The sequence below is a fragment of the Bradyrhizobium sp. LA6.1 genome (genome assembly GCF_040547805.1).
GTDB classification, from domain to species: domain Bacteria; phylum Pseudomonadota; class Alphaproteobacteria; order Rhizobiales; family Xanthobacteraceae; genus Bradyrhizobium; species Bradyrhizobium barranii.
Genome location: NZ_JBEPQK010000009.1, coordinates 203,229 through 228,814, shown reverse-complemented (window position 1 = coordinate 228,814; position 25,586 = coordinate 203,229). Strand labels below are relative to the sequence as shown.

General features: G+C 64.3%; 26 protein-coding genes and 1 tRNA gene. 9 read left to right on the top strand and 18 right to left on the bottom strand.

Annotated features, from left to right (window positions below; all coding sequences use genetic code 11):
* Window positions 1–195: 195 nt before the first annotated feature.
* The 4 genes from clpX to ABIB99_RS23505 form a co-directional block, all read right to left on the bottom strand.
* The gene (clpX, locus tag ABIB99_RS23520; protein ID WP_014494834.1) at window positions 196–1,467 is read right to left on the bottom strand and encodes an ATP-dependent Clp protease ATP-binding subunit ClpX; all 1,272 of its coding nucleotides are present in this window, start codon (window positions 1,465–1,467) and stop codon (window positions 196–198) included.
* Window positions 1,468–1,928: 461 nt separating this feature from the next.
* Window positions 1,929–2,561 carry an ATP-dependent Clp protease proteolytic subunit gene (locus ABIB99_RS23515; RefSeq protein WP_063982958.1) on the bottom strand — a complete coding sequence of 211 codons (633 nt, stop codon included), beginning with the start codon at window positions 2,559–2,561 and terminating at the stop codon, window positions 1,929–1,931.
* A gap of 400 nt (window positions 2,562–2,961) precedes the next feature.
* The gene (tig, locus tag ABIB99_RS23510) at window positions 2,962–4,323 is read right to left on the bottom strand and encodes a trigger factor (RefSeq protein WP_063982957.1); all 1,362 of its coding nucleotides are present in this window, start codon (window positions 4,321–4,323) and stop codon (window positions 2,962–2,964) included.
* Between the two features lie 174 nt (window positions 4,324–4,497).
* A tRNA-Leu gene (locus tag ABIB99_RS23505) sits at window positions 4,498–4,582 on the bottom strand.
* 154 nt (window positions 4,583–4,736) lie between these two features.
* Here ABIB99_RS23505 and ABIB99_RS23500 point away from each other — a divergent pair.
* The gene (locus ABIB99_RS23500) at window positions 4,737–6,065 is read left to right on the top strand and encodes a multicopper oxidase family protein (protein ID WP_063982956.1); all 1,329 of its coding nucleotides are present in this window, start codon (window positions 4,737–4,739) and stop codon (window positions 6,063–6,065) included.
* Between the two features lie 4 nt (window positions 6,066–6,069).
* On the opposite strand, the gene ABIB99_RS23495 is transcribed toward ABIB99_RS23500, so the two are convergent.
* Both ABIB99_RS23495 and ABIB99_RS23490 read right to left on the bottom strand, forming a co-directional pair.
* On the bottom strand, window positions 6,070–6,507 hold the full coding sequence (locus ABIB99_RS23495; protein WP_063982955.1) for a GNAT family N-acetyltransferase: 438 nt from the start codon (window positions 6,505–6,507) through the stop codon (window positions 6,070–6,072).
* The gene (locus ABIB99_RS23490; protein WP_354177670.1) at window positions 6,507–8,006 is read right to left on the bottom strand and encodes an NAD(P)H-hydrate dehydratase; all 1,500 of its coding nucleotides are present in this window, start codon (window positions 8,004–8,006) and stop codon (window positions 6,507–6,509) included. The genes ABIB99_RS23495 and ABIB99_RS23490 overlap by 1 nt, the downstream gene beginning before the upstream one ends.
* Window positions 8,007–8,389: 383 nt before the next feature.
* Here ABIB99_RS23490 and ABIB99_RS23485 point away from each other — a divergent pair, with 383 nt between their 5' ends.
* Complete coding sequence (locus tag ABIB99_RS23485) at window positions 8,390–8,728, top strand: P-II family nitrogen regulator (RefSeq protein WP_007603495.1); 339 nt, start codon at window positions 8,390–8,392, stop codon at window positions 8,726–8,728.
* A 152-nt stretch (window positions 8,729–8,880) separates the two neighbouring features.
* Window positions 8,881–10,290 (top strand): type I glutamate--ammonia ligase, encoded by a 1,410-nt coding sequence (gene glnA, locus ABIB99_RS23480; protein WP_063982953.1) that lies wholly within the window; start codon window positions 8,881–8,883, stop codon window positions 10,288–10,290.
* Window positions 10,291–10,404: 114 nt separating this feature from the next.
* Here the strand turns inward: glnA and ABIB99_RS23475 are convergent, their stop codons facing one another.
* The 4 genes from ABIB99_RS23475 to ABIB99_RS23460 all read right to left on the bottom strand — a co-directional run bounded on the left by ABIB99_RS23475 (window position 10,405) and on the right by ABIB99_RS23460 (window position 14,212).
* Complete coding sequence (locus ABIB99_RS23475; RefSeq protein WP_354177669.1) at window positions 10,405–11,541, bottom strand: asparaginase; 1,137 nt, start codon at window positions 11,539–11,541, stop codon at window positions 10,405–10,407.
* Between the two features lie 81 nt (window positions 11,542–11,622).
* Window positions 11,623–12,384 (bottom strand): slipin family protein, encoded by a 762-nt coding sequence (locus ABIB99_RS23470; RefSeq protein ID WP_063982951.1) that lies wholly within the window; start codon window positions 12,382–12,384, stop codon window positions 11,623–11,625.
* Window positions 12,381–13,784, bottom strand: coding sequence for an NfeD family protein (locus ABIB99_RS23465; protein ID WP_354112930.1), 1,404 nt, complete (start codon window positions 13,782–13,784; stop codon window positions 12,381–12,383). Before ABIB99_RS23465 ends, ABIB99_RS23470 begins: the two co-directional genes overlap by 4 nt.
* Before the next feature lie 170 nt (window positions 13,785–13,954).
* A complete protein-coding gene (locus tag ABIB99_RS23460) occupies window positions 13,955–14,212 on the bottom strand; it encodes a tautomerase family protein (RefSeq protein ID WP_354112931.1) in 258 nt (85 codons plus the stop codon).
* 151 nt (window positions 14,213–14,363) lie between these two features.
* On the opposite strand from ABIB99_RS23460, the gene ABIB99_RS23455 reads away from it, so the two are divergent.
* Window positions 14,364–15,341 carry a GlxA family transcriptional regulator gene (locus ABIB99_RS23455; protein ID WP_354112932.1) on the top strand — a complete coding sequence of 326 codons (978 nt, stop codon included), beginning with the start codon at window positions 14,364–14,366 and terminating at the stop codon, window positions 15,339–15,341.
* Between the two features lie 49 nt (window positions 15,342–15,390).
* On the opposite strand, the gene ABIB99_RS23450 is transcribed toward ABIB99_RS23455, so the two are convergent.
* Window positions 15,391–16,164 (bottom strand): gamma-glutamyl-gamma-aminobutyrate hydrolase family protein, encoded by a 774-nt coding sequence (locus tag ABIB99_RS23450; RefSeq protein ID WP_354112933.1) that lies wholly within the window; start codon window positions 16,162–16,164, stop codon window positions 15,391–15,393.
* A 90-nt stretch (window positions 16,165–16,254) separates the two neighbouring features.
* The gene (locus ABIB99_RS23445; RefSeq protein WP_354112934.1) at window positions 16,255–16,971 is read right to left on the bottom strand and encodes a hypothetical protein; all 717 of its coding nucleotides are present in this window, start codon (window positions 16,969–16,971) and stop codon (window positions 16,255–16,257) included.
* Window positions 16,972–17,108: 137 nt separating this feature from the next.
* Between ABIB99_RS23445 and ABIB99_RS23440 the strand changes: the two genes are divergently transcribed.
* Window positions 17,109–18,242 carry an AI-2E family transporter gene (locus ABIB99_RS23440; RefSeq protein ID WP_354177668.1) on the top strand — a complete coding sequence of 378 codons (1,134 nt, stop codon included), beginning with the start codon at window positions 17,109–17,111 and terminating at the stop codon, window positions 18,240–18,242.
* Between the two features lie 70 nt (window positions 18,243–18,312).
* Here ABIB99_RS23440 and ABIB99_RS23435 read toward each other — a convergent pair whose 3' ends face one another.
* From ABIB99_RS23435 to ABIB99_RS23410, 6 genes are all read right to left on the bottom strand, one after another.
* Entirely contained in the window at window positions 18,313–18,609 is a 297-nt protein-coding gene (locus ABIB99_RS23435) for an antibiotic biosynthesis monooxygenase family protein (RefSeq protein WP_028155908.1), read from the bottom strand.
* 99 nt (window positions 18,610–18,708) lie between these two features.
* The gene (locus ABIB99_RS23430; RefSeq protein WP_014494818.1) at window positions 18,709–18,945 is read right to left on the bottom strand and encodes a hypothetical protein; all 237 of its coding nucleotides are present in this window, start codon (window positions 18,943–18,945) and stop codon (window positions 18,709–18,711) included.
* Window positions 18,946–19,015: 70 nt separating this feature from the next.
* Window positions 19,016–20,236, bottom strand: a complete 1,221-nt coding sequence (locus tag ABIB99_RS23425; RefSeq protein ID WP_071913313.1) for a GGDEF domain-containing protein — start codon at window positions 20,234–20,236, stop codon at window positions 19,016–19,018.
* A 230-nt stretch (window positions 20,237–20,466) separates the two neighbouring features.
* Entirely contained in the window at window positions 20,467–20,946 is a 480-nt protein-coding gene (gene rpsI, locus ABIB99_RS23420; protein ID WP_007611021.1) for a 30S ribosomal protein S9, read from the bottom strand.
* Between the two features lies 1 nt (window position 20,947).
* On the bottom strand, window positions 20,948–21,412 hold the full coding sequence (gene rplM, locus ABIB99_RS23415; protein WP_008137961.1) for a 50S ribosomal protein L13: 465 nt from the start codon (window positions 21,410–21,412) through the stop codon (window positions 20,948–20,950).
* A gap of 158 nt (window positions 21,413–21,570) precedes the next feature.
* Window positions 21,571–21,999, bottom strand: coding sequence for a PaaI family thioesterase (locus ABIB99_RS23410; RefSeq protein ID WP_039147848.1), 429 nt, complete (start codon window positions 21,997–21,999; stop codon window positions 21,571–21,573).
* A gap of 86 nt (window positions 22,000–22,085) precedes the next feature.
* Between ABIB99_RS23410 and ABIB99_RS23405 the strand changes: the two genes are divergently transcribed.
* The 4 genes from ABIB99_RS23405 (at window position 22,086) to ABIB99_RS23390 (ending at window position 25,585) form a co-directional block, all read left to right on the top strand.
* Window positions 22,086–22,910 (top strand): enoyl-CoA hydratase, encoded by an 825-nt coding sequence (locus ABIB99_RS23405; RefSeq protein ID WP_354177667.1) that lies wholly within the window; start codon window positions 22,086–22,088, stop codon window positions 22,908–22,910.
* Between the two features lie 123 nt (window positions 22,911–23,033).
* Window positions 23,034–23,618 (top strand): CoA-binding protein, encoded by a 585-nt coding sequence (locus ABIB99_RS23400; RefSeq protein ID WP_208087157.1) that lies wholly within the window; start codon window positions 23,034–23,036, stop codon window positions 23,616–23,618.
* 139 nt (window positions 23,619–23,757) lie between these two features.
* On the top strand, window positions 23,758–25,038 hold the full coding sequence (locus tag ABIB99_RS23395) for an O-acetylhomoserine aminocarboxypropyltransferase (RefSeq protein ID WP_028149015.1): 1,281 nt from the start codon (window positions 23,758–23,760) through the stop codon (window positions 25,036–25,038).
* Between the two features lie 202 nt (window positions 25,039–25,240).
* Window positions 25,241–25,585, top strand: a complete 345-nt coding sequence (locus tag ABIB99_RS23390; RefSeq protein ID WP_063982941.1) for a hypothetical protein — start codon at window positions 25,241–25,243, stop codon at window positions 25,583–25,585.
* Window position 25,586 lies beyond the last annotated feature (1 nt).

Sequence of the window (25,586 nt, the reverse complement as noted above, 5' to 3'; positions counted from 1 at the left end):
ACTGAGGCGAATCTTGAAGAGAATTCTCGCTCGCCGCCGACATTAGGTGGCTATCGACCGGGGGGGTGTCAAGTCATTGAAAGACGCGCGCCATCAGGCGCTTACGCACGCGTATAAGCGACGCAACATCGGCTGCGGAGAACCATTCCGCAGCCGCTACTATCAAAGACGATTGGAGCGTTCCAGCGCCGAAAATCAGGCGCTGGCGTTCTCGACGGCGCGATCGGACCGATCGGCGTAGATGTAGAGCGGACGGGCCGTACCTTCCACGACTTCGCGCGAAATCACGACTTCTTCCACACCTTCCAGGCCCGGCAGGTCGAACATGGTCTCGAGCAGGATCGCCTCGAGGATCGAACGCAGACCACGCGCGCCGGTCTTGCGCTCGATCGCCTTGCGGGCGACCGCGCCAAGCGCCTCGTCGGCGAAGGTCAGCTCGATGTTCTCCATCTCGAACAGCCGCTGGTACTGTTTCACCAGCGCGTTCTTCGGCTCGGTGAGGATCTTCTTCAGCGAGGTCTCGTCCAGATCCTCGAGCGTCGCCACGACCGGCAGACGGCCGACGAATTCGGGGATGAGACCGTACTTCAGGAGGTCCTCAGGCTCGACGTGGCGGAAGATCTCGCCGGTACGGCGATCCTCCGGCGCGAGCACCTGGGCGGCGAAGCCGATCGAGGTCGACCGCCCGCGCGCCGAGATGATCTTCTCGAGGCCGGCGAACGCACCGCCGCAGATGAACAGGATGTTGGTGGTATCCACCTGCAGGAACTCCTGCTGCGGATGCTTGCGGCCGCCCTGCGGCGGGACCGAAGCCACCGTGCCCTCCATGATCTTCAGCAGCGCCTGCTGCACGCCCTCACCCGACACGTCGCGCGTGATCGAGGGATTGTCAGACTTGCGGCTAATCTTGTCGATTTCGTCGATGTAGACGATGCCGCGCTGGGCGCGCTCGACATTGTAGTCGGCGGCCTGGAGCAGCTTCAGGATGATGTTCTCGACGTCCTCACCGACATAGCCGGCTTCGGTCAGCGTCGTTGCGTCGGCCATCGTGAACGGCACGTCCAGGATGCGGGCGAGCGTCTGCGCGAGCAGCGTCTTGCCCGAACCGGTCGGACCGATCAGCAGGATGTTCGACTTCGCGAGCTCGACGTCGTTGTGCTTGGTCTGGTGGTTGAGGCGCTTGTAGTGATTGTGCACCGCGACCGACAGGACCTTCTTCGCATGGCTCTGGCCGATGACGTAATCGTCCAGGACCTTGCAGATTTCCTTCGGCGTCGGAATGCCGTCGCGCGACTTCACGAGCGAGGATTTGTTCTCCTCGCGGATGATGTCCATGCAGAGCTCAACGCACTCGTCGCAGATGAAGACCGTGGGACCCGCGATCAGTTTGCGGACTTCGTGCTGGCTCTTGCCGCAGAACGAGCAATACAGCGTGTTCTTGGAGTCGCTCGTGCCGACCTTACTCATTCATGTCTCCGTCCGCGGTTCGATCCCGCTCCGCTCGATCGCTCCATTCCGGCACGCATGCCGTATGAAGTTCAAATAGAGCAAATTCCGTACCAAAAAAGACCCTACGCGTTACATCCCGTGCGAATCACGGTCACTCGACTCTCCGCGATCATAGCCGATCAATCGTAGCCAACCATGCTGTCACCCGACTATCAAGAATTCGCTAATCGAGGGGGCGCTGGCTACCCGTGACAATACCGTGATTTCACGTCTTGGCACGGACGAAGTGATCGAAATCGCCCCGGAGTTGCTGGATTGCCACGAAAAACAAGCACGAAAGCGGAACTTTCTGCCTGTCGCGGGGCGCAAGACTGTTTTTTGCGCCGCCGCGTAGTGCGCCGTTAACGTGAACGTCGCCCTGACGATCTCGAGAAATCCCGATAGGTATTCCAGGGATCGATGTTGCAGCCCCGTTCGCGTTACTGCGGTTTCGCCGCCGGCTCTTCGGCGCGCTTGTCGATGACCCTGTCGACCAGGCCGAACTCCTTGGCGTCGTTCGCGGTCAGGAACTTATCGCGCTCCAGCGCGTCCTCGATCGTCTTGTAGGTCTGACCGGTGTGCTTCACGTAGATCTCGTTGAGCCGCTTCTTCAGGTTCAGGATTTCCTGCGCGTGCAGCATGATGTCGGTGGCCTGGCCCTGGAAGCCGCCGGAGGGCTGATGCACCATGATGCGCGCGTTCGGCAGCGAGAAGCGCATGTCCTTCTCGCCGGCGCAGAGCAGCAGCGAGCCCATCGAGGCGGCCTGGCCCGTGCACAGCGTCGAGACCGGCGGGCGGATGAACTGCATGGTGTCGTAGATCGCGAGGCCCGACGTCACCACGCCGCCCGGCGAGTTGATGTACATCGAGATTTCCTTCTTCGGATTTTCCGCTTCAAGGAACAGGAGCTGCGCGACCACCAGCGTCGACATGCCGTCCTCGACCGGCCCGGTCAGGAAAATGATGCGCTCCTTCAACAGGCGCGAGAAGATGTCGTAGGCGCGCTCGCCACGGTTGGTCTGCTCGACCACCATGGGCACGAGGTTCATGTAGGTTTCAACCGGATCGCGCATGAGTCACCTAGGGTTTTAGGAGGCGGACATTGCCAGTCTTGGCTGCCAGTTTAGCTGGATCTGCCGGAAGGCCGATGGACGCCAGTGATGCAGGAAGTGGGTAGAGGTAGAACGCTTGGTATAAGACTTGGGTACAGGGCGTACCGACAGATATAGCCCAATTCGCGCCAGACAAGTGCGGAGCGAATTAAGGCTTAGTCCACCGGGCACTTGAAGCTGATTCTCGCAAACAGGCCCAGCCAGCCAGATGGCTAGCCGAGCCCCTTTGATGATCATCCTTAATGGAAGGCTTTCCTAGAGCCCCGTTCCGATTGAATCGGAACGGGGCTCTAGATTCTAGTTTGACGCGTTTTCTTTACGCGAACCGGTATCCACTTCGCTCGAAAACGCTCTAGAGCCTTCAGGCTGCGGTCTTTTCCGCGTCCTCGTCCTTGTACAGGTCCTCGCGCGAGACCTTCTTCTCGGTCACGTTGGCGAGCTCGAGGATGAAGTCGACGACCTTGTCCTCGTAGATCGGTGCACGAAGCTGGGCCAACGCCTGGGCGTTGCTGCGGTAATAGTCCCAGACTTCCTTCTCGCGGCCCGGCATCGAGCGAGCGCGCTCGATCACGGCGCGGCCGACCTCGTCGTCGGTCACGGTGATCTTGTTCTTCTCGCCGATCTCGGACAGCACGAGGCCGAGCCGAACGCGGCGGTCGGCGATCTTGCGGTACTCGTCCTTGGCCTTGTCTTCGGTGGTATCCTCGTCCGCGAAGGTCTTGCCGGCCGAATCCATCTCGGCCTTGACCGAGTTCCACATCAGATTGAACTCCTCGTCGACGAGCGACGGCGGCGCTTCGAAGCGATGCGCCTCGTCGAGGCGGTCGAGCAGCGCACGCTTGACGCGCTGGCGCGTCGCGCCGGCGAACTCGGCAGCCAGACGCTCGCGCGCGGCTTCCTTCAGCTTGTCCAGCGATTCGAGGCCCAGCGTCTTGGCGAACTCGTCATCGATCGCGACGTCCTGCGGCGCCTCGATCGAGGTCGCGGTGGTCTCGAACTCGGCCGGCTGGCCGGCGAGCTTGTCGTTCATGTAGTTCTTGGGGAACGACACTTTCAGCGTGCGCGTCTCGCCCGCGCCGATGCCGGTGAGCTGCTCCTCGAAGCCGGGGATGAAGGTATTGGAACCGATCGCTACCTGGATGCCCTCGCCGGTGCCGCCCTCGAAGACTTCGCCGTTGATGGTGCCCTTGAAGTTGATGGTGACGCGGTCGCCCGACTCGGCCTTGGCGCCCTCGGCCTTGGCCGCATAGCCGCGGTTGCTGTCGGCGATGCGCTTGATGGCTTCGTCGACATCGGTGTCGGACACGTCAGCGACGGGCTTCTCGACCTGGAAGCTCTTGAAGTCGGCGAGCGCGATCGCGGGCACCACTTCGATCGCGACCGTGTAGGTCAGATCGGTCTTGCCGTTGAGCAGTTCCTCGACCTCGGCCTGCTCGCTCGGCATGGTGATCTTCGGCTCGGTCGCAAGCTTGAAGCCACGGTCGGAGAACAGCTGCGTGTTGGTGTCGCGGATGGTCTGGTCGATGGTCTCGGCCATCACCGAGCGGCCATAGACCTTCTTCAGGTGAGCGACCGGCACCTTGCCGGGGCGGAAGCCGTTGATGCGGACCTTGTCCTTGAGATCGACGAGTTTGGCACCAGCCTTGGCGTCGAGATCAGACGCGGGAACGCTGATCTTGAACTCGTGCTTCAAACCTTCCGAGAGGGTTTCTGTGACCTGCATGGCGTCCAATCTTCTTCTCGCTCGGCCCCGGCACGCATGCGTCGGGACGCTGTCATTAATCGAACCGGCGCGAGGCAAGACGCCTCAACGCCGGTGGTTCATCGGACCACTTCCGCCGGAAACACTCCGTGAGGAAGCAGCCCTTCGGTAATCCGTGCAAACGCTGAAAGCGCTTGGTGCGGGCGGAGGGACTCGAACCCCCACAACTTTCGTCACTGGAACCTAAATCCAGCGCGTCTACCAGTTCCGCCACGCCCGCGTGAATTTGCATCAAGACCGGCCGCGATGCCGCGGGCGGCCGGGCTTATAGCATGTGCCTGACTGTTCGCAGCAAAAAAATGGCCCGATAGAGACAGGCTTTAAGTAGGCGCGACGGCTGGACTTATCCAGCGCTTCATGGTCCGCATCGAGCCATGAAAACGCGGATCTCTGACCCGACCCGGCGTGAGGTTTTGGCCGGACTTGGAGCTGGACTTGCAGCCGGACTTGGAGCCCCCGCAGCCGGGTTGATCGCCGGCGGCGCAAGCCCCGCTGTCACCGCCCAGCTTGCCCTGCAGGCAAGGCCGGCAACCCTGGCGCTCAGGCCGGGTCAGCCGGCGACACCGATCTGGGAGCTGGCCGCCGTAAGCCATATCGGCAACGTCCGTCTCAAGCGAGGCGACCGCTGCGAGGTGGTCTTTCGGAACGACCTGCCTGTCCCGCTTGCGCCAGTCTGGTACGGCCTGAATGGCCCGGCCGCGGCCGACCCGTTGCGAGGGCGTACGCCGACCGCGCCGGATGTGACCGAAACCTCAATTGTTTCAATACCAAATGCAGGAACTCTGGCAGCCGACTTCCGCCTCTTCGAAGACGGTCTGAAGCTGCCCGCGCGCCCGCTTCCGATCATCGCCGGCGAGACAAATCGCGTCGCCGTCGACCGCGACGAGGTCTTGTTGATCGAGGAATGGCGGCTACGGCCCGATGGGACCGCGCTTCCGCCCGGCCGCGCCCCCGGGGACACGACACCGCTCTTTACCCTCAATGGCCGGACTTCATTCGAACTCTCAGCCGCAGCCGGCGAGCGGCTGCGGCTGCGCTTTATCAACGGCTCGCAACGTTCTGTTCTGGCGATCAAATTGGAAGGCCACGAGGTCCAGGTGATGGCCCTGGACGGACAGCCGGCCGAGCCATTCCCGGCGCGCAACGGCGCCCTGGTGCTCGCCCCCGGCGCACGCGCCGACGCCTTCGTGGATGCGGCCACATCGGCCCCATTCCTGTTGCATGACGGCAAGGAGGCGCGCCAGCTCGGGAGCCTCACGATATCAGGCAGGCTCGAGCGGCGCGCGCCGCTGTTGCCGCCACAGCCGCTCCCCCCGAACGACCTCCCCGAGAAGCTCGACCTCAAAGGCGCCCTGCGGTTCGATGTCGCGCTCGGCGCGCCCGAGGCCGGCTGGGCACGGCCTGCAAGCTTCTCCGTCTCCTCCAATCCCGCCTTCCGCGCCAGGACCGGCCGCACTGTCGTGCTGGCCCTCAAGAACCCCGGACCGGTCACGACCGTGTTTCACCTGCACGGCCACCATTTCCGCCTGCTCGACAAGCTCGACGACGGCTGGAAACCCTATTGGCTCGACACGCTCGCAATCGAGCCCGGCCAGACCCAGCGGATCGCATTCGCGGCGACCTCACCCGGACGCTGGCTGATTGAAGCCGTCGTGACCGACTGGGCCGCGCCGCGGCTGGTGCGCTGGTACGCGGTGGAGTGACCGGCTACCGCCCCGTCCAGAGGTAGCGAGCATCAGGCTCCCGCTCCTCGTTCCGCGCCCCGTCGGTCTGCTCAACCAGTGCGAACCCGCGCGCCTCATAGAAGCGCCGCGCCGGCGCGTTGCGCTCGAAGGTCCAGAGCTCCAGCTGGTCGCTGGCCCGCTTGGCGACATCGAGGAGTTCTGTGCCGACGCCGCGCCCCTGGGCGGCGGGAAGCACATAGAGCTGCTCGACCCAACCTTCGCGGAAGGCGATGATCCCGCTCAGGACGCCATCATCGAACCGTCCCCACACACGGCACGTCGTGAAAACGCGCTCGCGGTAGAACCAGCTGTCCTCGTCAGGTGTGTGCAGCCCAACGAGCCACGGCATCGCCCGGTCAAACGCAATCCGATGGACCTGCGCGGCCTCGCCCATGTCGGTGAGTGCGAGCAGCCTGAGCACTAATACTCCACCCCGAGCGCATTATAGATCCGCCGGTGCACGGCCGGCAGCGTCTCGGTCAGGTCCTCCGCGATCAGGCCGGGCCCCGCCTCGCTTCCCGCCTCGCCATGCATCCAGACGCCGATGCTGGCGGCTTCGAACGCCGGCACGCCCTGCGCCAGAAGTCCTGCGATGATGCCGGCGAGCACGTCGCCGGCGCCGGCGGTGGCGAGCCAGGGCGGCGCGTTGGCGGCGATGGTGGCGCGCCCGTCGGGCGCGGCGATGGTGGTATCCGGCCCCTTCAGCAGCACGACCGCACCACAGCGCTCGGCGGCGGCGCGGACTCGCTCCAGCTTCGAGCGGCCCGGATGTTTGTTGCTGAGGTCGGAGAACAGGCGCGGAAATTCACCCTCGTGCGGCGTCAGCACGACCGCACTGTCCTCAGAGGACTTGATCGATTCAAACAGCCGCTCGGGGTTTGCGGCAAAGCTCGTCAGCGCATCCGCGTCCAGCACCAGATGCCGCTGCGCGTGAAGCGCCGTGTGGACCAGATCGCAGGTGCGATCGCCGACGCCCGCGCCGGGTCCGATCAGGCAGGTGTTGTAGCGTTTGTCGCCGAGCAACGCGCCGAATTCGACCGCTGTGTCGCAGGCGCGAACCATCACCGCGGTGAGCGCGCTGGCATTGATCGCGAGCGCATCGCGCGGGGTCGCCAGCGTCACGAGGCCCGCTCCGGCCCGCAAAGCCCCACGGGCGGCGAGCCGCGCTGCGCCGGTCGCGGCGGCATCGCCCGAGACCGCCAGCACGTGGCCCCGTGCGTATTTATGGCCGTCGATGCGCGGCACCGGAAAGGCGGTGCCCCAGAAATCCGGATCGTTCTCGAAGGTCCGCGGCGCGATCTCGTCCAGCACCTGTGCGTCGATGCCGATGTCGGCGACGCGCACGTGGCCGCAATGCATACGGCCGGGCAGCAGCAAATGCGCCGGCTTCTTGCGGAAGAAGGTGACGGTCTCGGTGGCGTTCACCGCCGCGCCCATCACAGCTGCGCTGGTGCCGTTGATGCCGCTCGGCAGGTCGACCGCGAGCACCGGGGCGCCGTTGGCGTTGATCGCTTCGATCATCGCATGCGCCTCGCCGTCGACCGGGCGACTGAGGCCCGCGCCGAACAGCGCATCGATGATCAGCGCGGGCTTGCCGATCGCCTGCGGATTGAACGGCAGCACCGGGTGCTTCCAGCCGCGCGCCGCGGAGGCCGCGTCACCCTGGAGCTGGTCGCGCTCGCACATCAGGATCACCGAGACGTCGCGCCCTTGCGCGGCGAGCTCGGCGGCTGCGACAAAACCGTCGCCGCCATTGTTGCCGGGACCGGCCACGATCAGGATCGGCCCCTCCTCCACCAGCGCATTGGCGGCCTCCGCGACCGCCTGCCCCGAGCTGAGCATCAGCTTGAAGCCGGGCGTGCCTGCCGCAATACTGAGCTGGTCGGCGCGCTGCATTTCAGCGTTGGTCAGAACTTCCATGCCACTTCCCTGGTCCAAACGCCTTTTCAACAGGCACGTTCCGTACAGACCCACCTGGCAGAACAACGATTTGCACAGATATTGAACCGATTGCCTATTTCGTAGTCTGCGGTATTTTGAGCCAGTCGGCTCCACCTATCAGAGATGCGCGTTAAAAGGCTGATAACGCTCCAATAATCAGGGCATTTGCAACTTGGCATAGACCCTGCTTTCGAGGAAGCCGCTTCGGTTCGTCGTGCTCACTGGCAATCTATCAGGGTGTGGCCGGCCGTTGTTGCCGGGCTGGTCAGGCATCCCGGCATAGCGAAGACAAGATCGTGCGTTAAGAAAAGCGCATCCTGACGAAGACGTTGCTATTTGATCGAAAGGCCGGGAGGCGCGCAGTGAAGAAAATCGAAGCCATCATCAAGCCATTCAAGCTCGACGAGGTGAAGGAAGCGCTTCAGGAAGTCGGCCTGCAAGGCATCACCGTGACCGAGGCCAAGGGCTTTGGCCGGCAGAAGGGCCACGCCGAGCTTTACCGCGGCGCAGAATACATCGTCGATTTCCTCCCCAAGGTGAAGATCGAGATCGTGATCGGCGACGACCTGGTCGAGCGCGCCATCGACGCGATCCGCCGCGCCGCGCAGACCGGGCGCATCGGCGACGGCAAGATTTTCGTCTCCAATATCGAAGAGGCGATCCGCATCCGGACCGGCGAATCCGGGCTGGACGCTATCTGAGCCGGGTGCTATCCCGCATTTTGCGACACTCCGACAAGAAAAAGGCTGCTTCGGCGGCCTGATTTTGTTTGTGCGCTCGCGCGCGAACTCGCCAAAAGCGAGAACAATCTTGCTCACCTGGAAACCGACCCGCAGAGCCAAAAGGGGTATGCATGAAGACCGCCAAAGACGTCCTGAAATCGATCAAGGACAACGACGTCAAATACGTCGACCTGCGCTTCACCGATCCGCGCGGCAAGTGGCAGCACGTGACGTTCGACATCAGCATGATCGATGAGGACATTTTCGCCGAAGGGACGATGTTCGACGGCTCCTCGATCGCCGGCTGGAAGGCGATCAACGAGTCCGACATGTGCCTGATGCCGGATCCGGTGACCGCGACGATCGACCCGTTCTTCGCCGAGACCACCATGGTCATCACCTGCGACGTGCTCGAGCCGACCACCGGCGAGCCCTACAACCGCGACCCCCGCGGCATCGCCAAGAAGGCCGAGGCCATGGTGAAGTCGATGGGCGTGGGCGACAGCGTGTTCGTCGGCCCCGAAGCCGAGTTCTTCGTGTTCGACGACGTGCGCTTCTCCGCCAACCCCTACAACACCGGCTTCCGTCTCGACTCCTCGGAGCTGCCGACCAACTCCGACACCGAATATGAAGGCGGCAATCTCGGCCACCGCGTCCGCACCAAGGGCGGCTACTTCCCGGTGCCGCCGCAGGACTCCGTGCAGGACATGCGCTCCGAAATGCTCGGCGCCATGGCCAAGATGGGCGTCAAGGTCGAGAAGCATCACCACGAAGTCGCGTCCGCCCAGCACGAGCTCGGCATGAAGTTCGACACGCTGACGCTGATGGCCGACCACATGCAGATCTACAAGTACTGCATCCACCAGGTCGCGCACATCTACGGCAAGACCGCCACCTTCATGCCGAAGCCGGTCTATGGCGACAACGGCTCGGGCATGCACGTGCACCAGTCGATCTGGAAGGACGGCAAGCCGGTGTTCGCCGGCAACAAGTACGCCGACCTGTCGGAGACCTGCCTTCACTACATCGGCGGCATCATCAAGCACGCCAAGGCGATCAACGCCTTCACCAACCCGTCGACCAACTCCTACAAGCGCCTGGTCCCGGGCTATGAGGCCCCCGTGCTGCTCGCCTACTCCGCGCGCAACCGCTCGGCCTCCTGCCGCATCCCCTACACCGCTTCGCCGAAGGCCAAGCGTGTCGAGGTGCGCTTCCCCGATCCGCTCGCCAATCCCTATCTCGGCTTCGCCGCGATGCTGATGGCCGGCCTCGACGGCATCAAGAACAAGATCGATCCGGGTCCGGCGATGGACAAGGACCTCTACGACCTGCCGAAGGAAGAGCTGAAGCAGATCCCGACGGTGTGCGGCTCGCTCCGCGAGGCGCTCGAAAACCTCGACAAGGACCGCGGCTTCCTCAAGAACGGCGGCGTGTTCGACGACGACTTCATCGACAGCTACATCGAGCTGAAGATGACCGAGGTCGAGCGCTTCGAAATGACCCCGCACCCGGTCGAGTTCGACATGTACTATTCGGGCTAAGCGGCCCAAACTCTCTGCGACAAGCAAAAGGCGCTCCGCGAGGAGCGCCTTTTCGTTTTGGGGAGTCGCAGGGTGGATTACGCTAACCCACCCTGCAGGACACGACGCGCCCAATCACCACGTTGCAGTGAAGGCGCGCTGGAGCTCGGCCGGAGCCGTAACCCCGCCCGCGATCAGCAATTGAGTGAGAACACGGGCCTTCTGCGGATTGAGGTCCTCGGACACGACGAACCCGTTCTTGTCGTCGTCAACCTCGACATTCCGGGTGACGAAGCCGGATCGGACCCGCGTCGAGCGGACGACGATGACGCCCTTCTTCGCCGCCGCTTCGAGCGCATCGAGGGCCTGCTTCGACGCGTTGCCGTCGCCGACGCCGGCCAGCACGATGCCCTTGGCGCCGTGGGAAATGGCGTCCTCGATCGGAACGGCGTCCATGTTGGCGTGCGAGTAGACGATCTCGACGCGCGGCAATTGCTCGCCTGCCGGGAGCGGATAGGTCGTGCGCTTGAAGCCGGCGGCCTGGGTCATGAAACGGATGCCGCCGGCGGTGTCGACATAGCCGATCGGGCCGTCATTGGGAGAGCTGAACGTCTCGATGCTCGTGGTGTTGGTCTTGGTGATCGAGCGGGCGCTTTGGATCTTGTCGTTCAGCACGGCCATCACGCCGCGGCCGCGAGAGCGCGGATCCGCTGCCACCTGCACCGCTTCGTACAGATTGCCGGGGCCGTCCGCACTCACCGCCGTGGCCGGACGCATCGAACCGACGATCACCACCGGCTTGTCGCTGCGCACGACATTGTCGAGAAAGAACGCGGTCTCCTCGAGCGTATCCGTGCCGTGGGTGATGAGGATTCCATCGGCTTCATTCTTGTCGAAGGCGTCCTGGATGCGGCGGGCCAGGGCAAACCAGACCTTGTCGTTCATGTCCTGGGATCCGATCGACGAAATCTGCTCGGCGTTCAGCTTCGCGAGCTTGTCCAGGCCCGGCACCGACTGCATCAACTGCTCCCCGGTAATCTGGCCGGACTTGTACGCGCCGGTCGCGCGCGCGTCGGCCTGGCCTGCGATGGTGCCTCCCGTCGCAAGCACGAGAATGCGCGGCAGGCTCGCCGCCGTCGCGTCCTTGCCCGGCTCTGCGGCCTGCGCCGCATCGATCCCCCACGACCAAAGTGCGAGGGCGACCAGCGGGACGGTGAGCATCAATGTCCGATTTCGGCGGCGGCTTGCTGGTCTGGCGGCATGCTTCGTCATCGAATTTTCCTCCCGTTTAAGTTGGGAGCAATATTCGACACCTCCATTTGGGCCGAAGATGGGTCATCCTGCCGTTGATGGCTACGGGTTGTCGCGCCGCGGCACAAAATGGTCGAGCAGGCCCGTCGGCAGCGGAAAGACGATGGTCGACGACCGTTCGCCCGCGATGTCGTGCAGGGCCGCGAAATAACGTAGTTGCATCGCCTGAGGCTCCTGCGCGAGAATCCGGCCGGCCTCGACGAGCTTTTCGGCAGCCTGCTGCTCGCCCATCGCATTGATCACCTTGGCCCGCCGCAACCGCTCCGCCTCGGCCTGTTTGGCAATCGCACGCACCATGGTTTCATTGAGATCGACGTCCTTGATCTCGATGCCGGTGACCTTGATGCCCCAGACGTCGGTCTGCTTGTCGAGGATCTCCTGGATGTCCGCGTTCAACCTGTCGCGCTCGGCCAGCATCTCGTCGAGCTCGTGCTTGCCGAGCACCGAGCGCAAGGTGGTCTGGGCGAGCTGGCTGGTGGCGGCCATGTAATCGCCAACCTTGATGATGGCCCGTTCGGGGTCGACGATGCGGAAGTACAGAACGGCGTTGACCTTGACGGAGACGTTGTCCCGCGAAATCACGTCCTGCGGCGGCACGACCTGCACCATCACCCGCAGATCCACCTTCACCAGTTGCTGCACGATCGGAATGAGGATGATGAGGCCCGGGCCCTTCACGCCGGTAAAGCGGCCGAGCGTAAAGATGACGCCACGCTCGTATTCGCGCAGGATTCGAATAGCCTGGGACAGGAACATGATGACAAGCAACGCGAGCGCCGCATAGGTCAGATATTCCAGCATCATGATGTACCTCCCTCGCCTGTTGGTGCGCGCCGTATCAGCAGCGTCAGGTCGACGATGTTGGCGACTTCGACCGTCTCTCCGGGCCTGAACGTTTCGGCGCCGCGCGCCTGCCAGCGCTCACCATGGGCGAAGACATGACCTTCGTTCCCATTCCAGTCGAGAACCTCGGCGGGCAAGCCTCGCATGGCCTGCGCGCCGACCAGTGCAGGAGCCCTGCCGACGCGCCGAAGCGAACCGAGCACGACGAGCGCAAAGCCGGCGAACACTGCTGCGGTGATGCCGATCACCCACCACGACAGGTGGTAGCCCGGCGCCTCGCCCCTGAAAAGCATCAGCGCTCCCAGCACGAACGCGATGATCCCTCCGAGCCCGATTACCACGGTCGGGTTGAAGGCTTCGATGGTGAGAAGCACGAGTCCAACCAACATCAGGGCGAGGCCGGCATAATTGATCGGCAGCAGATTGAGCGCATAGAGGCCGATCAGCAGGCAGATCGCGCCGACGACTCCGGGGGCGACGGCTCCGGGAGACATGAACTCGAAGATCAAGCCGTAGATGCCGACCATCAGGAGAATGAACGCCACGTTCGGATCGGTGATCACCGCCAGGAAGCGGGATATCGGTCCGGGATCGATGGCTTCGACGACGGCATCCTTTGTCACCAGGCGTTGCGTCTTGCCGCCTGCGACCTCGACCACGCGACCATCGATCTGCCTCAGCAATTCAGCCTGATCGCGCGCGACGAGATCGATGGCATGAGCCTCCAGCGCGGCGTTGGCAGAGAGCGTGGCAGCCTCACGGACCGCCTTCTCCGCCCAGTCCACATTGCGGTTGCGCAGCTCCGCAAGGCTGCGGATGAAGGCAACCGCATCATTGGTCGCCTTTGCCGTCATCGCATCCTTGGGCTGATCCTTGGACTCGCTCTGCTGGTCACCGTCCTTCTTGTCCTTGCCGCCCTTGTCCGCCGGTCCGCTCGGAAGACCCGGCAGCGGCCCGCCGATCTGCACCGGCGTCGCGGCGCCAATATTGGTGCCCGGCGCCATCGCCGCGATGTGGGTCGCATAAAGGATATAGGTCCCCGCGCTCGCCGCGTGGGCGCCGGAGGGCGCGACGTAACCGACCACAGGGATCGGCGAGGCCAGCACATCCGCGATGATCTCACGCATGCTGGAATTGAGGCCGCCGGGCGTGTTCAGTCTTAGAATCACGACCTCGGCACGCCGTTCGCTTGCCTTGGCCAAAGCCTCCTTGACGTAGCTGGCCGACGCAGGGCCGATGGCTCCGTCGATCGAAACGACCAATGCAAGACGGCCGTTCTCCTCCGCTGAGCTGGGAAGGAGGCAGCAGATCAAAGCCACGACGCCAATCGCCGCAACGAGGGCCGCCTTCATGGTCTGCACGGCAGGGCTCCCTTGCAGAACATATGGTGCGCGTCTTGCGAACCTCAATGCGGCCGCGTGCAGGCCATGATCGTGATTGTGCGATGCAATGGAGATCGCCCCGCAGATCGATTGAGCACGGGCGGTGGCGAACCATGCCTTGGGCTGGTCCGCCCGTGCACGCTGCGCTGCTACGGCCGTGGGACCCGCACGCCATCCGCGCCGATCGTGCCGAACATCCCGGCGATGATCTCAGGCGTCGGTTGCATGCCACCCAGCGACCAGTGCGCCGGCTCCTGCTCCTCGATCCTGACCCAGACGTTGTGGCGGAAGTCCGGATTGCCCTGCCCTTCGACCTCGACCAGGAGATCGGTGACGCGTTCGAGCAAGGTCTTCTTTTGCCCGGCATCCAGGATGCCGCGGACGGTGGAAATGGTGACGTAAGGCATGTCTCTCTCCAATGATGTCGTGTGACGACGGCACGAGACTGGACCTGACAGCGCCGGCAAGGCAGTGGCGGATAAGACAGAGATCGGGCAATTTCCGCCACGCAGCCCTGCGCCGATCGGCTAGGATCGCCGCGCCTGTCCTGGAGGTCTCATGAAGCTCGCAATTCTGGCGCTGGAAGGCTGCATGCATTCGGCGATCGCCGGGATCGCCGACATCCTGTCGCTTGCCAATCACGTGATGCAGCAGAGCGGTGCGAAAACGCGCTTCGCCTGGGAGGTGCTTTCGCTCGACGGCAAGCCGGTGCGTGCCGGCGGCGGCCAGATGGTCGCCGTCGATGGCGCGGTCGGCAAACGCGGTCGCTTCGACGCGATCCTCGTCCCCGGCAACCTCGTCGATCACGTCACGGCGGAACGCCTGCAACCGCAATATGCCCGCGCCGGCGCCTGGCTTCGGCAGCAGCATGCGAGCGGCCGGCTGATCGGCGCGTTCTGCAGCGGCGTGTTCCTGCTTGCAGGCAGCGGCCTGCTCGACCACCGCCGCGCCACCATCACCTGGTGGCTGCAAGGCGAGCTGCGGCAGCGCCACCCCACCATCGACCTCGCCGCCGACGCCGTCATCACGGTCGCGGACCGCATCGTCTGCGCGGCCGGACCGATGTCGTGGGTCGACCTCCTGCTCAGGTTGATCGAGATGGTCGACGGCAAGGCGATTGCGAAGCTCTGTGCGGATTACGTCGTCATCGACACCGCGCAACGCACCCAGTCGATCTTCATGCCCGTCGGCTATTTGCTGTCGCAGGACCCGCTGCTGACCCGGGCCGACCTCCTGGTTCGCCGCACCGGCAAGAGCCCGATGACGGTCAAGCGCCTCGCCGATGCGCTCGGCCTCAGCGAGCGCACGCTGAACCGGAAGTTCCAGGAGCTCACGCGCGAGCCGCCGCAAGCCTTCATCATGCGTCGCCGCGTCGAGCACGCGCGCACGCTGCTGGAGACGACGGCGCAGCCGATCAAGACCATCGCACGCACGGCCGGCTATGAGGACGAGAGCAGCTTTCGCAAGGCGTTCCGCAAGCTGACCCTGATGTCGCCCCAGGCCTATCGCGCGAGACGGATGGTGCAGACGGCGTAAGCTGCGAAACCAAGCGTCGCTCAGTGGAGAGCTGCGAGCGAGCTTCTTGTTACGCCGCCGCACGCTGGCGTACGACCATCGCCTCGCCGAACGCCTCGAACAGCTTGCGGTTGATCGGATTGCGCTGCGGGTCGTATTCGGCGTGCCATTGTACGCCGAGCGCGAAGGTCGGGGCTTCCGCGATGCGGATCGCCTCGATGGTGCCGTCCTCGGCGACGCCCTCGATCAGCACGCGCTTGCCGGGATCGAGAATGCCCTGGCCATGCAGCGAATTGACCCTGATCTTCTCGCAGCCGAGCAGCCGCGCGAAGGCGCCTCCGGGCGTGAGGTCGACGTCGTGACGGTCGGCGAACACCACGGTCGGATCGGGATGAATCTCGCCGTTCTCGAGCCTGGGCATGCGGTGGTTCATGCGGCCGGGGATTTCGCGGATCTCCGGATGCAGCGAGCCGCCGAAGGCGACGTTCATCTCCTGCAGGCCCCGGCAGATGCCGAACAGCGGAATGCCGCGGGACACGCAAGCGACCGAGAGCGCCAGCGCCACCTCGTCGCGGTGGATGTCGTAGGGCTCGTGCCGCTCGCACGGATCGACATTGAAACGGGTCGGATGGACGTTGGCGCGGGCGCCGGTGAGCACGATCCCGTCGACCACATCGAGCAGCGCGCCGATATCGGTGATGTCGGGCGCTCCCGCAAACATCATCGGCAGGCCGCCGGAAACCTCGGCCACAGCGCGCAAATTGCGCTCGCCGACCATCTGGACCTGAAATCGATTTTCGACGCGATGGGCGTTCCCGATCACGCCGACGACCGGCTTTGTCATCTCCCGTTCCGACCTCCCGCGTAAGAAGATTCTCTAAACATGCCCTTGGGATGGAACAAATTCAACAGAAGGGTACGCGGGACGGCAATGCTATTTTCGCGCAAATGCCTCCTGGGCCGCGGTTGTCCCCACGATGGGCAGGCCGGCGGCCTTCAGCGCGGTTGCCGCCGGATCGTCCGGCGTGGCCAGCCAGGGCAATTTCGCCTCGATTCCGCGCGTCACGGGCTCCCCAAGCACCCCGCCGAAATCGATCGGCCAAAAGCCGTTGGGCACCACCTCGGCGGTGAGGGCACGGACGGCGTAGCCATCGCCCAGAACCGCATCCGCATGGTCGCGGGCGACAAGGCGCGCGGTCTGGGGATCTCGGGGATCGCCAAAGCTCACGAGCACGGGGATCAGCTCCCCCTGCACCGGGACAATGCCGGCCTGCCGGCTGATATCGTTGAACGAGACGCGGTTACCGCGCGCGGCGCCATAGGCACGGAGCGCGACATAGTTGATGTCGTCGAGGTCGAGCTTGCCGCCCTGCTGATGCGCCAGCAATGCGACCAGGTTCTTGCCTTTGCCGCCGTCTTGGCCGAGATCGACGAACACGGCCTCCCCGCGCATCGTGGTGCGGCCGCCACGGTTATAGTTGCGGTCGGGCACGACGGCGAGAACGCCGGACCCCGTCTTGATCCCGTCAGGCGTCATCACCTCGACCGTGAGGCGGTATTTGTGGCCGGGCCGGTTGATCCGGATCTGGTCGCCGATCACGATCACGGCCAGAAGCCCGAGCAGACCGGCCCACTTGCTGATGAAACTCAAGCGCCCCCCACCTGTTTTCTCCTCATCGCTCTGCACCGTTCGCGCGACAGCGTCAAACCAGCGCGTTGACGCGGTCTTGATCGGAAGCGCGTTTGTCGAAAGAGTGCCCCGCCCGCAGCCGCCGAAAAGGACATGATGTGACCATCCTCGCAGACCAACGCCCCACGACCCGCACCGATCTGGCTTGGGCAATTTCGGTCGGCGGCATCGGTGTCGTGCTGTTCACGGCGATGCTGGTCTTCACCTGGTATTTTGCGACCACGCTGCTGCTGATCTTCACCGGCATGCTGCTCGGCGTCGGCCTCAACGCGCTGACCAACGCGCTCGGCCGCCGCGTGCACCTGCCGCATCCGGTCCGGCTCGCGATCGTCTGCGTCGTGCTTGCGGCGCTGCTCGCAGGCGTCGCCTATCTCGGCGGCGCCACCATCGCCGAGCAGGCCTCGCTGCTGAGCAAGACCATCAAGTCGCAGATCGGCAACGTGAAGACCTTCCTGGACAGCCACGGGATCGACACCAGCTTCTTCGATCTCGGCAACGCTGCGTCCGACACTTCGGCCAATCCACCATCGGACTCGACACCCTCGCCAGCAGCACCCCCGCGCGGTTCCTTGCCCGGCGCCGGCGCGCTGGCCTCCAGCGGTGGCGCGATCGTGAGCCAGACCTTCAAGCTCCTGCTCGGCACCATCCACGGCGTGGGAAACATCTTCATCGTTCTGTTCCTGGGGCTGTCCTTCGCCGCCCAGCCCGGCGTCTATCACGACGGCCTGTTGTTCCTGGCGCCGGCGAGGCCTCGCACCCGCGTCACCCTGATCATCGACGGCATCAGCGAGACGCTGGAACGCTGGCTGATCGCGCAGATCGTCGTGATGATTGCGGTTGGCATCGTGACCTGGATCGGGCTTGCCATCATCGGCATCCCGGGCTCGTTCATCCTGGGGATTCAGGCGGGCCTGCTCGCCTTCATTCCGACCGTCGGCGCCATCATTGCCGGCGTCGTCGTGGTGCTCGCGAGCCTCGCCTCGGGCTGGATTCCGGCGCTGTCGGCCTTCGTCCTCTTCATGGGCGTGCACGCGATGGAGAGCTATGTGCTGACGCCGATCCTGCAGCGGCAGGCACTCGACATCCCGCCGGCCACGCTGTTCGCGTTCCAGATCCTGCTCGGCGTCGTGTTCGGCATCTGGGGCCTGGCGCTGGCGCTGCCACTGGTCGCCATCGCCAAGGTCATGATCGACCACTTCAAGACGTATGAGGCGCCGCCCCTGGCAGCATGATCCGGAAAAGTGCGCAGCGGTTTTCCGGAAAGATCATGCTCAGGCGACGCGTAAGGCGTCGTGAAGTCGCTCAGGTCGTCAGCACGGTCTCGGTGTGCTCGACCTCCGGGGGTGAAGCAAAATACTGACCGACGAGGCCGCGCCATTCGGTGAAATTCTCCGAGCCGCGGAAATCGACGGTGTGGTTCTCCAGCGTCGCCCACTTCACCATCAGCCGGTAGCGCTGCGGCTTCTCGATCGACTTGTGCAGCTCGAAGCCGTGAAAGCCCTTCGAACCGCCGAAGGCGGCCTTGGCCTTGGCGACGGCCGCCTCAAAATCCTTCTCGCTGCCCGGCTTGACGTCGATTTGCGCAATCTCGGTGATCATCGGTTTCCACCCTGTTTGTTTGATGGGTGTGTCTACCGTAGACCGCAACGAAGAAAAAGGCACCGAATCGGCGCCCTGACCGGTCAAAAATGCGTGCTCTCAGGCGAACAGCAGAGCGGTGCCTGCCACGATGAGCGCGCAACCGATGAACAGCGCGAGCGGCCAGTAGCTACGGCTTTGCGTGTAGCGCCCCTGCGCGCGGCGCTCGGTGATCAGCGCGCGCTCGTATTCATCCGCAGTGGAGAACACGCAAGCGAAGCCGCCGCGTGCCGAGGCCGCAGCGGCTTCAAGCGACATCAGGGCAGCCTGCGGGTTCTGTCGACGGATCGATTCCATGACCGCAATGGTAGGGATCGAATGGTAAACAGCGGATTACCGGAGGCGCCTCTTGAGGCGTCTCTTGGCTTCAGGCGGTGGCCGGACGCGCCTGCGGCGCACCGACCCGCGCCGCGCTCTGGCGACGCCAGTTCTCCAGCGACAGCGGCAGCTCCTCCGCCGCCTCGACGCGGTTACGGCCGCCGCGCTTGGCCTGGTAGAGCGCGGTGTCGGCCGAGGCCAGCAGCACCTCGAGCTCGGTGCCGGCCGGACCGCCGGCGACGCCGATGCTGACGGTGGTGTCGACCGGGCCCTCATCGACCACGACGCCGGAGGTCTCGAACGCCTCGCGCACGCGCTCGGCAACCAGGACACCCTCCTCCAGCGAACACGGCAGCAGCGCTGCGAACTCCTCGCCGCCAATGCGACCCGACATGTCGGTCATGCGCAGGTTGCTGACGACGACGGTCGAGAACAGTTTCAGCATCTCGTCGCCGGCGGGATGGCCGAAACGGTCGTTGATCGACTTGAAGTGGTCGATGTCGAAGATCATCACGGTCACGGGGCGTCCGGCCTTGGCCTCGCGCTCGATCACGCGCCCGCAGGCTTCCGAGAAGCCGCGGCGGTTGAGCATGCCGGTCAGGGGATCGGTGGACGCGGCGGTCCGGTGCGCCGTCACCGTGCGTTCCGACACCAGCATGAAGATCACGAACACGGTGCCGACGGCATAGAGGATGAGCTCGACCGCAAACACCGTGACCCAGATGCTGCCGGAGAAGCCGGCATCGTTCGGACGCAGGAAGCTGCCGAGCACGATCGGCAGCATCAGCACGCAGCCGTGCATCACCGGCACCACGAAGGCCGGCCAGCGCCGTTGCAGGCTCTTGCGCCGCTCGACCCAGAGCTCGCTCGCGGTCAGTGCCGCATAGACCGAGACGATGCCGGCGCCGACGATCATGCGCAGCATGGACGCGGCGGGATCAAGCAGCGTCACGGCGGCGGCCCAGGCCAGCGCGCCGACGAGGAGACCCGGCCAGTTCGGCTTGCGGCCGTGGAAGACGCGCGCTGCATTCCACACCATGCCGCAGGCGACGAAGCCGACCGCGTTCAGCGCAAGGTAAAGATGCGGGCCGAGCTTGTCGCCGGCCGCGGTCCATAGCGCGACGGACGCTGCGCCGAGGAGATACGCGGTGCCCCACCATTTCAGCGCGGGGCTGTTCTCCTGCGTGCCGAAAAACACCATCATGGCGCCGAGCAGTGCGGCAACCATGGTGGCGACCAAATAGAGCGTGATGCTATCGAGCGACATCATGTCGGCCCCCTTCTAGACATAGCAAGTTACGCGATCGGCCCAGCCGACTTGCGCGCCCTTCCAGATGCGACGCTATGTCCCGCGAGTTCCATTCAGGTTTTCACGCGAGGCCAAGTTTTCCGGAAACACGCCATCAATTTGCATACAAACGAACAACAAAAAGGGCGCTGAAATCAGCGCCCTTTTGCATCTCATTGAAGCCGCTTTCGCGGCGAATCTGACCGAAGCGATTAACGCTTCGAGAACTGGAAGGACCGGCGGGCCTTGGCCTTGCCGTACTTCTTGCGCTCGACCACGCGGGAGTCGCGGGTGAGGAAGCCGCCCTTCTTGAGCACGGTACGCAGCTCCGGCTCGAAATAGGTGAGCGCCTTGGAGATGCCGTGACGGACGGCACCGGCCTGGCCGGACAGACCACCGCCGGCAACCGTGCAGATCACGTCGTACTGGCCGGAACGCGCGGCCACCGAGAACGGCTGCTCGATCATCATGCGCAGCACGGGACGGGCGAAATAGACCTCGACCTCGCGCGAATTGACCGTGACCTTGCCGGCGCCCGGCTTGATCCAGACACGGGCGACCGCGTCCTTGCGCTTGCCGGTGGCGTAGGCGCGGTTGAACTTGTCGACCTTCTTCTCGTGCTTGGGCGCGTCGGGCGCCGCCGCCGTCTTGAGCTGCGAGAGCTGGTCGAGCGACTGGATGGATTCGGCCATGTTATGCGGCCCTCGTGTTCTTGCGGTTCAACTTGGCGATGTCGATCTTCTCGGGCGTCTGGGCCTCGTGCGGATGATCGGCGCCGCCATAGACGCGGAGGTTGCCCATCTGGACGCGACCGAGCGGACCACGCGGGATCATGCGCTCGACGGCCTTCTCGAGCACGCGCTCGGGATGCTTGCCTTCAAGGATCTGGCGCGCGGTGCGCTCCTTGACGTGGCCGACGTAACCGGTGTGCTTGTAGTAGGTCTTCTGCTCGCGCTTGCGACCGGTGAGGACCGCATGCTGCGCGTTGATGATGATGACGTTGTCGCCGCAATCAACGTGCGGGGTGTAGGTCGGGAGGTGCTTGCCGCGCAGGCGCATGGCAACGATGGTGGCGAGACGGCCGACGACCAGACCCTTGGCGTCGATCAGTACCCACTTCTTCGTCACCTCAGCCGGCTTTGCCGAAAAGGTTTTCATATCGGAGTTTCCGTGGACGGGAGATATCGGCGCGAACACCGCGCCGGACTGGGCGGTTTTCTAGAGAAGAGACGCGCAACGGTCAATGCCCCAGAGCGGGAATTACAATAGCAAAATCAATATCTTAAAATTATGGTGCTATATTACCTGCGAAAACCTCAAACATTTGGAATGGAATAGGTCGAGGTGACATGAGCGATCGGATCGGGCGACGTGCCGGACAGCAGCTTCACCTCGCCGACCGCCAGGCGTTTGCCAAGCTTGAGCAGCCGCGCCTCCGCCAGCACGTCCTGGCCGGGCTGGCCCTTGCGCAGGAAGTTGATGTTGAGATTGGTGGTGACCGCGAGCCCGATCGGCCCGATCGCGGACAGCAGCACCACGTACATTGCGAAATCGGCCAGTGCCATCAGCGTCGGGCCGGACACGGTTCCACCCGGCCGCAGCATCCTTTCGCTGTAGCGCTGGCGCAAAAGGCAGGTCTGGCCGTCGGCGCTCTCGATCGTGATGTCATCGCCGCTGAAGGCCTGGGGAAACTCGTCACGGAGAAACTGCTCGACCTCCGCCACGCTCATTTTCGCTAACGCCATGCTTCGCCTCACCCTCGCTTCGCATCCCCTGTTACATTAAGTTATCTGCGTCATCCAATTGCAAGAATCCAACCGGAAACGCTTCGATGTCCGCCCAGGCCGCCCGCGCCCCCTCCCCGCAACCGTCGATCCTGCTGCGCGAGACCGTAGGGCCCATCGCGGTCCTGACGCTGAACCGTCCGGCCGCGCGGAACAGTCTGTCGCAGGCGATGATCGCAAGCCTCCATGCCGAGCTCAACGAGATCCGCGACGACAAGTCGATCCGCGGCGTGGTGATCGCAGCCAACGGCCCCGCCTTCTCCGCCGGCCACGATATGAAGGAACTGACCGCGCGCCGCACTGACCCGGATCGCGGCCGCGCCTTCTTTGCCGAGATGATGACCGCCTGCAGCGCGATGATGCAGGCGGTTGTGCACTTGCCGAAGCCCGTGGTCGCTGCCGTCCAGGGCATCGCGACCGCGGCCGGCTGCCAGCTCGTGGCAAGCTGCGATCTCGCGATCGCCTCGGAAGCGGCGAGCTTCGCCACGCCGGGAGTCGATATCGGGCTGTTCTGCTCGACGCCGATGGTGGCGTTGTCGCGGAACGTGCCGCGCAAGCAGGCGATGGAAATGCTGCTGACCGGCGAGCCGATCCCGGCCACGCGCGCCCGCGAGATCGGGCTCATCAACCGCGTGGTCGCGGCCGGCACCGAGCGCGAGGCCGCAATTGCCCTCGCCGAACAGGTCGCGCTGAAGTCGGCCTACACCGTCAAGCTCGGCAAGGAGGCGTTCTACCGCCAGGCCGAGATGAGCCTTGCGGACGCCTATCGCTATGCGGCAGAGGTGATGACCGAGAACATGATGGCGCGCGACGCCGAGGAAGGCATCGGCGCCTTCATCGAGAAGCGCACGCCGACATGGCGGGATGAATAGTCAACTCCTCATCCTGAGGAGCCGCGGAACGCGGCGTCTCGAAGGATGGAGGCCCGACTGTGGCCTCATGGTTCGAGACGCGCGGGCCGCGCTCCTCACCATGAGGGTCAGAGAAAGAAAAAGATGAACCACGACGCCTATCCCGACAATTACATCCGCGGCATCCTCAACAGCGTGAAGTCGATCGCGATGGTCGGCGCCTCGCCCGTCAATGTGCGGCCGAGCTATTTTGCGTTCAAATATCTGGCGCAGCGCGGCTATGACATGATCCCGGTCAATCCCGGCCATGTCGGCAAGGATCTGCTCGGAAAGCCGTTTGTCGCCTCGCTCTCCGACATCGCCCGCCCCGTCGACATGATCGACATCTTTCGCAACTCCAGCCACATCATGCCGGTGGTCGAAGAAGCGCTCACGCTCGATCCGCTGCCGAAGGTGATCTGGATGCAGCTTGGCGCGCGCGATGACGCGGCCGCGGCGAAGGCCGAGGCGGCCGGGATCAAGGTCGTGATGAACCGCTGCCCCAAGATCGAATACGGCCGCTTGTCGTCCGAGATTTCCTGGATGGGCGTCAATTCGCGCACCCTGAGCTCCAAGCGGCCGCCGGCGCCGACGCAAGGCATGCGGCTATCCCTCAATCGGATGAGTGTCGGCGGCGGCGACACTGCGGCATCGGATCGCGCCGCCAAAAACAAGAGCGAACAAAGCTGACGCAATCGCGAAGGATTCATTTCGCTCACGCGACAGCGCGTAGCACGATCGTTTCCGATGTGACGCGGCGCCTTGACGGCGGGCGCGTCGCCGATCAGCATGCCGCGCGATTTCAGATCACAAGAACAGGACGCCCTCAATGAGCGATCGCCTTCCGGGATTTTCGACCCTCGCCGTGCATGCCGGTGCACAACCCGATCCCACCACCGGTGCGCGCGCGACCCCGATTTATCAAACCACCTCTTTCGTCTTCAACGACGCCGACCACGCCGCCTCGCTGTTCGGCCTGCAGGCATTCGGCAACATCTATACCCGCATCGGCAATCCCACCAACGCGGTGCTGGAAGAGCGTGTTGCTGCACTCGAAGGCGGCACCGCCGCGCTTGCGGTCGCCTCGGGCCACGCCGCACAGGTCGTGGTGCTGCAGCAATTGCTCCAGCCCGGCGACGAATTCATCGCCGCGCGCAAGCTCTATGGCGGCTCGATCAACCAGTTCTCGCATGCGTTCAAGAGCTTCGGCTGGAACGTGGTGTGGGCCGATTCCGATGACATCGCAAGCTTCGAGCGCGCGGTGACGCCGCGCACGAAGGCCATCTTCATCGAGTCCATTGCCAATCCCGGCGGCAGCATCACCGACATCGAGGCGATCTCGACGGTGGCGCGCAAGGCGGGCGTGCCGCTGATCGTCGACAACACGCTGGCCTCGCCCTACCTGATCCGCCCGATCGACCATGGCGCCGACATCGTCGTGCACTCGCTGACGAAATTCCTGGGCGGCCACGGCAATTCGCTCGGCGGCATCATCGTCGACGCCGGCACGTTCGACTGGTCCACGGGCGGCAAATATCCGATGCTGTCGGAGCCGCGGCCCGAATATCACGGCATCCGCCTCCAGGAGACCTTTGGCAATTTCGCTTTCGCGATCGCCTGCCGCGTGCTGGGCCTGCGCGATCTCGGACCCGCGCTGTCGCCGTTCAACGCCTTCATGATCCTGACCGGCATCGAGACGCTGCCGCTGCGCATGCAGAAGCACTGCGACAACGCCAAGGCCGTCGCCGAATTCCTCGCCGGCCATCCGGCGGTGGCCTCGGTGAGCTATGCGGGCTTGGCAAGCGACAAGTACAATCAGCTCGCGCGGAAATACGCGCCGAAGGGCGCAGGCGCCGTGTTCACCTTCAGCCTGAAGGGCGGCTATGACGCCGGCGTCAGCCTGGTGTCGAAGCTGCAGCTGTTCTCGCACCTGGCCAATGTCGGCGACACCCGCTCGCTGGTCATCCACCCCGCCTCGACGACGCACAGCCAGCTCGACGACGCCGCCAAGGTGAAGTCCGGCGCCGGCCCCGACGTGGTGCGGCTCTCGATCGGCATCGAAGACAAGGAAGATCTGATCGCAGATCTGGAGCAGGCGCTGGGGGCGTAATTGCCATCGTCATTCCGGGATGGTCCGAAGGACCAGACCCGGAATCTCGAGATTCTCAGGTGCGCAATTGCGCACCTGAGTTCGGTCCTGCCGGACCGCCCCGGAATGACGGCGGCCGTTTTGGCCGCAGTCAGTTAACAGTCATTAACCATATCTGCCGCATACATCGTCCTTGGATCGCCCCTTTGATTCGGAGCCGACGATGCTGCGCTGGATGGTACCTGCCCTTGCCGCCATGCTGACGGTCTCAGCTGCCGTTGCCGCCGATCTGCCGGCCACAGCGAGACGGCGCGCTGCCGTGCCGCCGCAGGACCCGCCACAGGTCTATGTCGAGACCGATCCGGATGCGCTGATCTCGCCGGCCTATGGCATCGGCAGCTACATCCGCAACCTGCCCGGCACGCCGCTCCTGCCCGGCTCCAGCACCTTGCCGGGCTATTATGGCCGGCCCTGGAGCTACGATTATCAGGGCCCGTACTACGGCGGACCGCAGGTCGGCTATTTCTGGCGCCTGCCCTACGCCTGCGGCGTCTACGGCTATTGCTGAC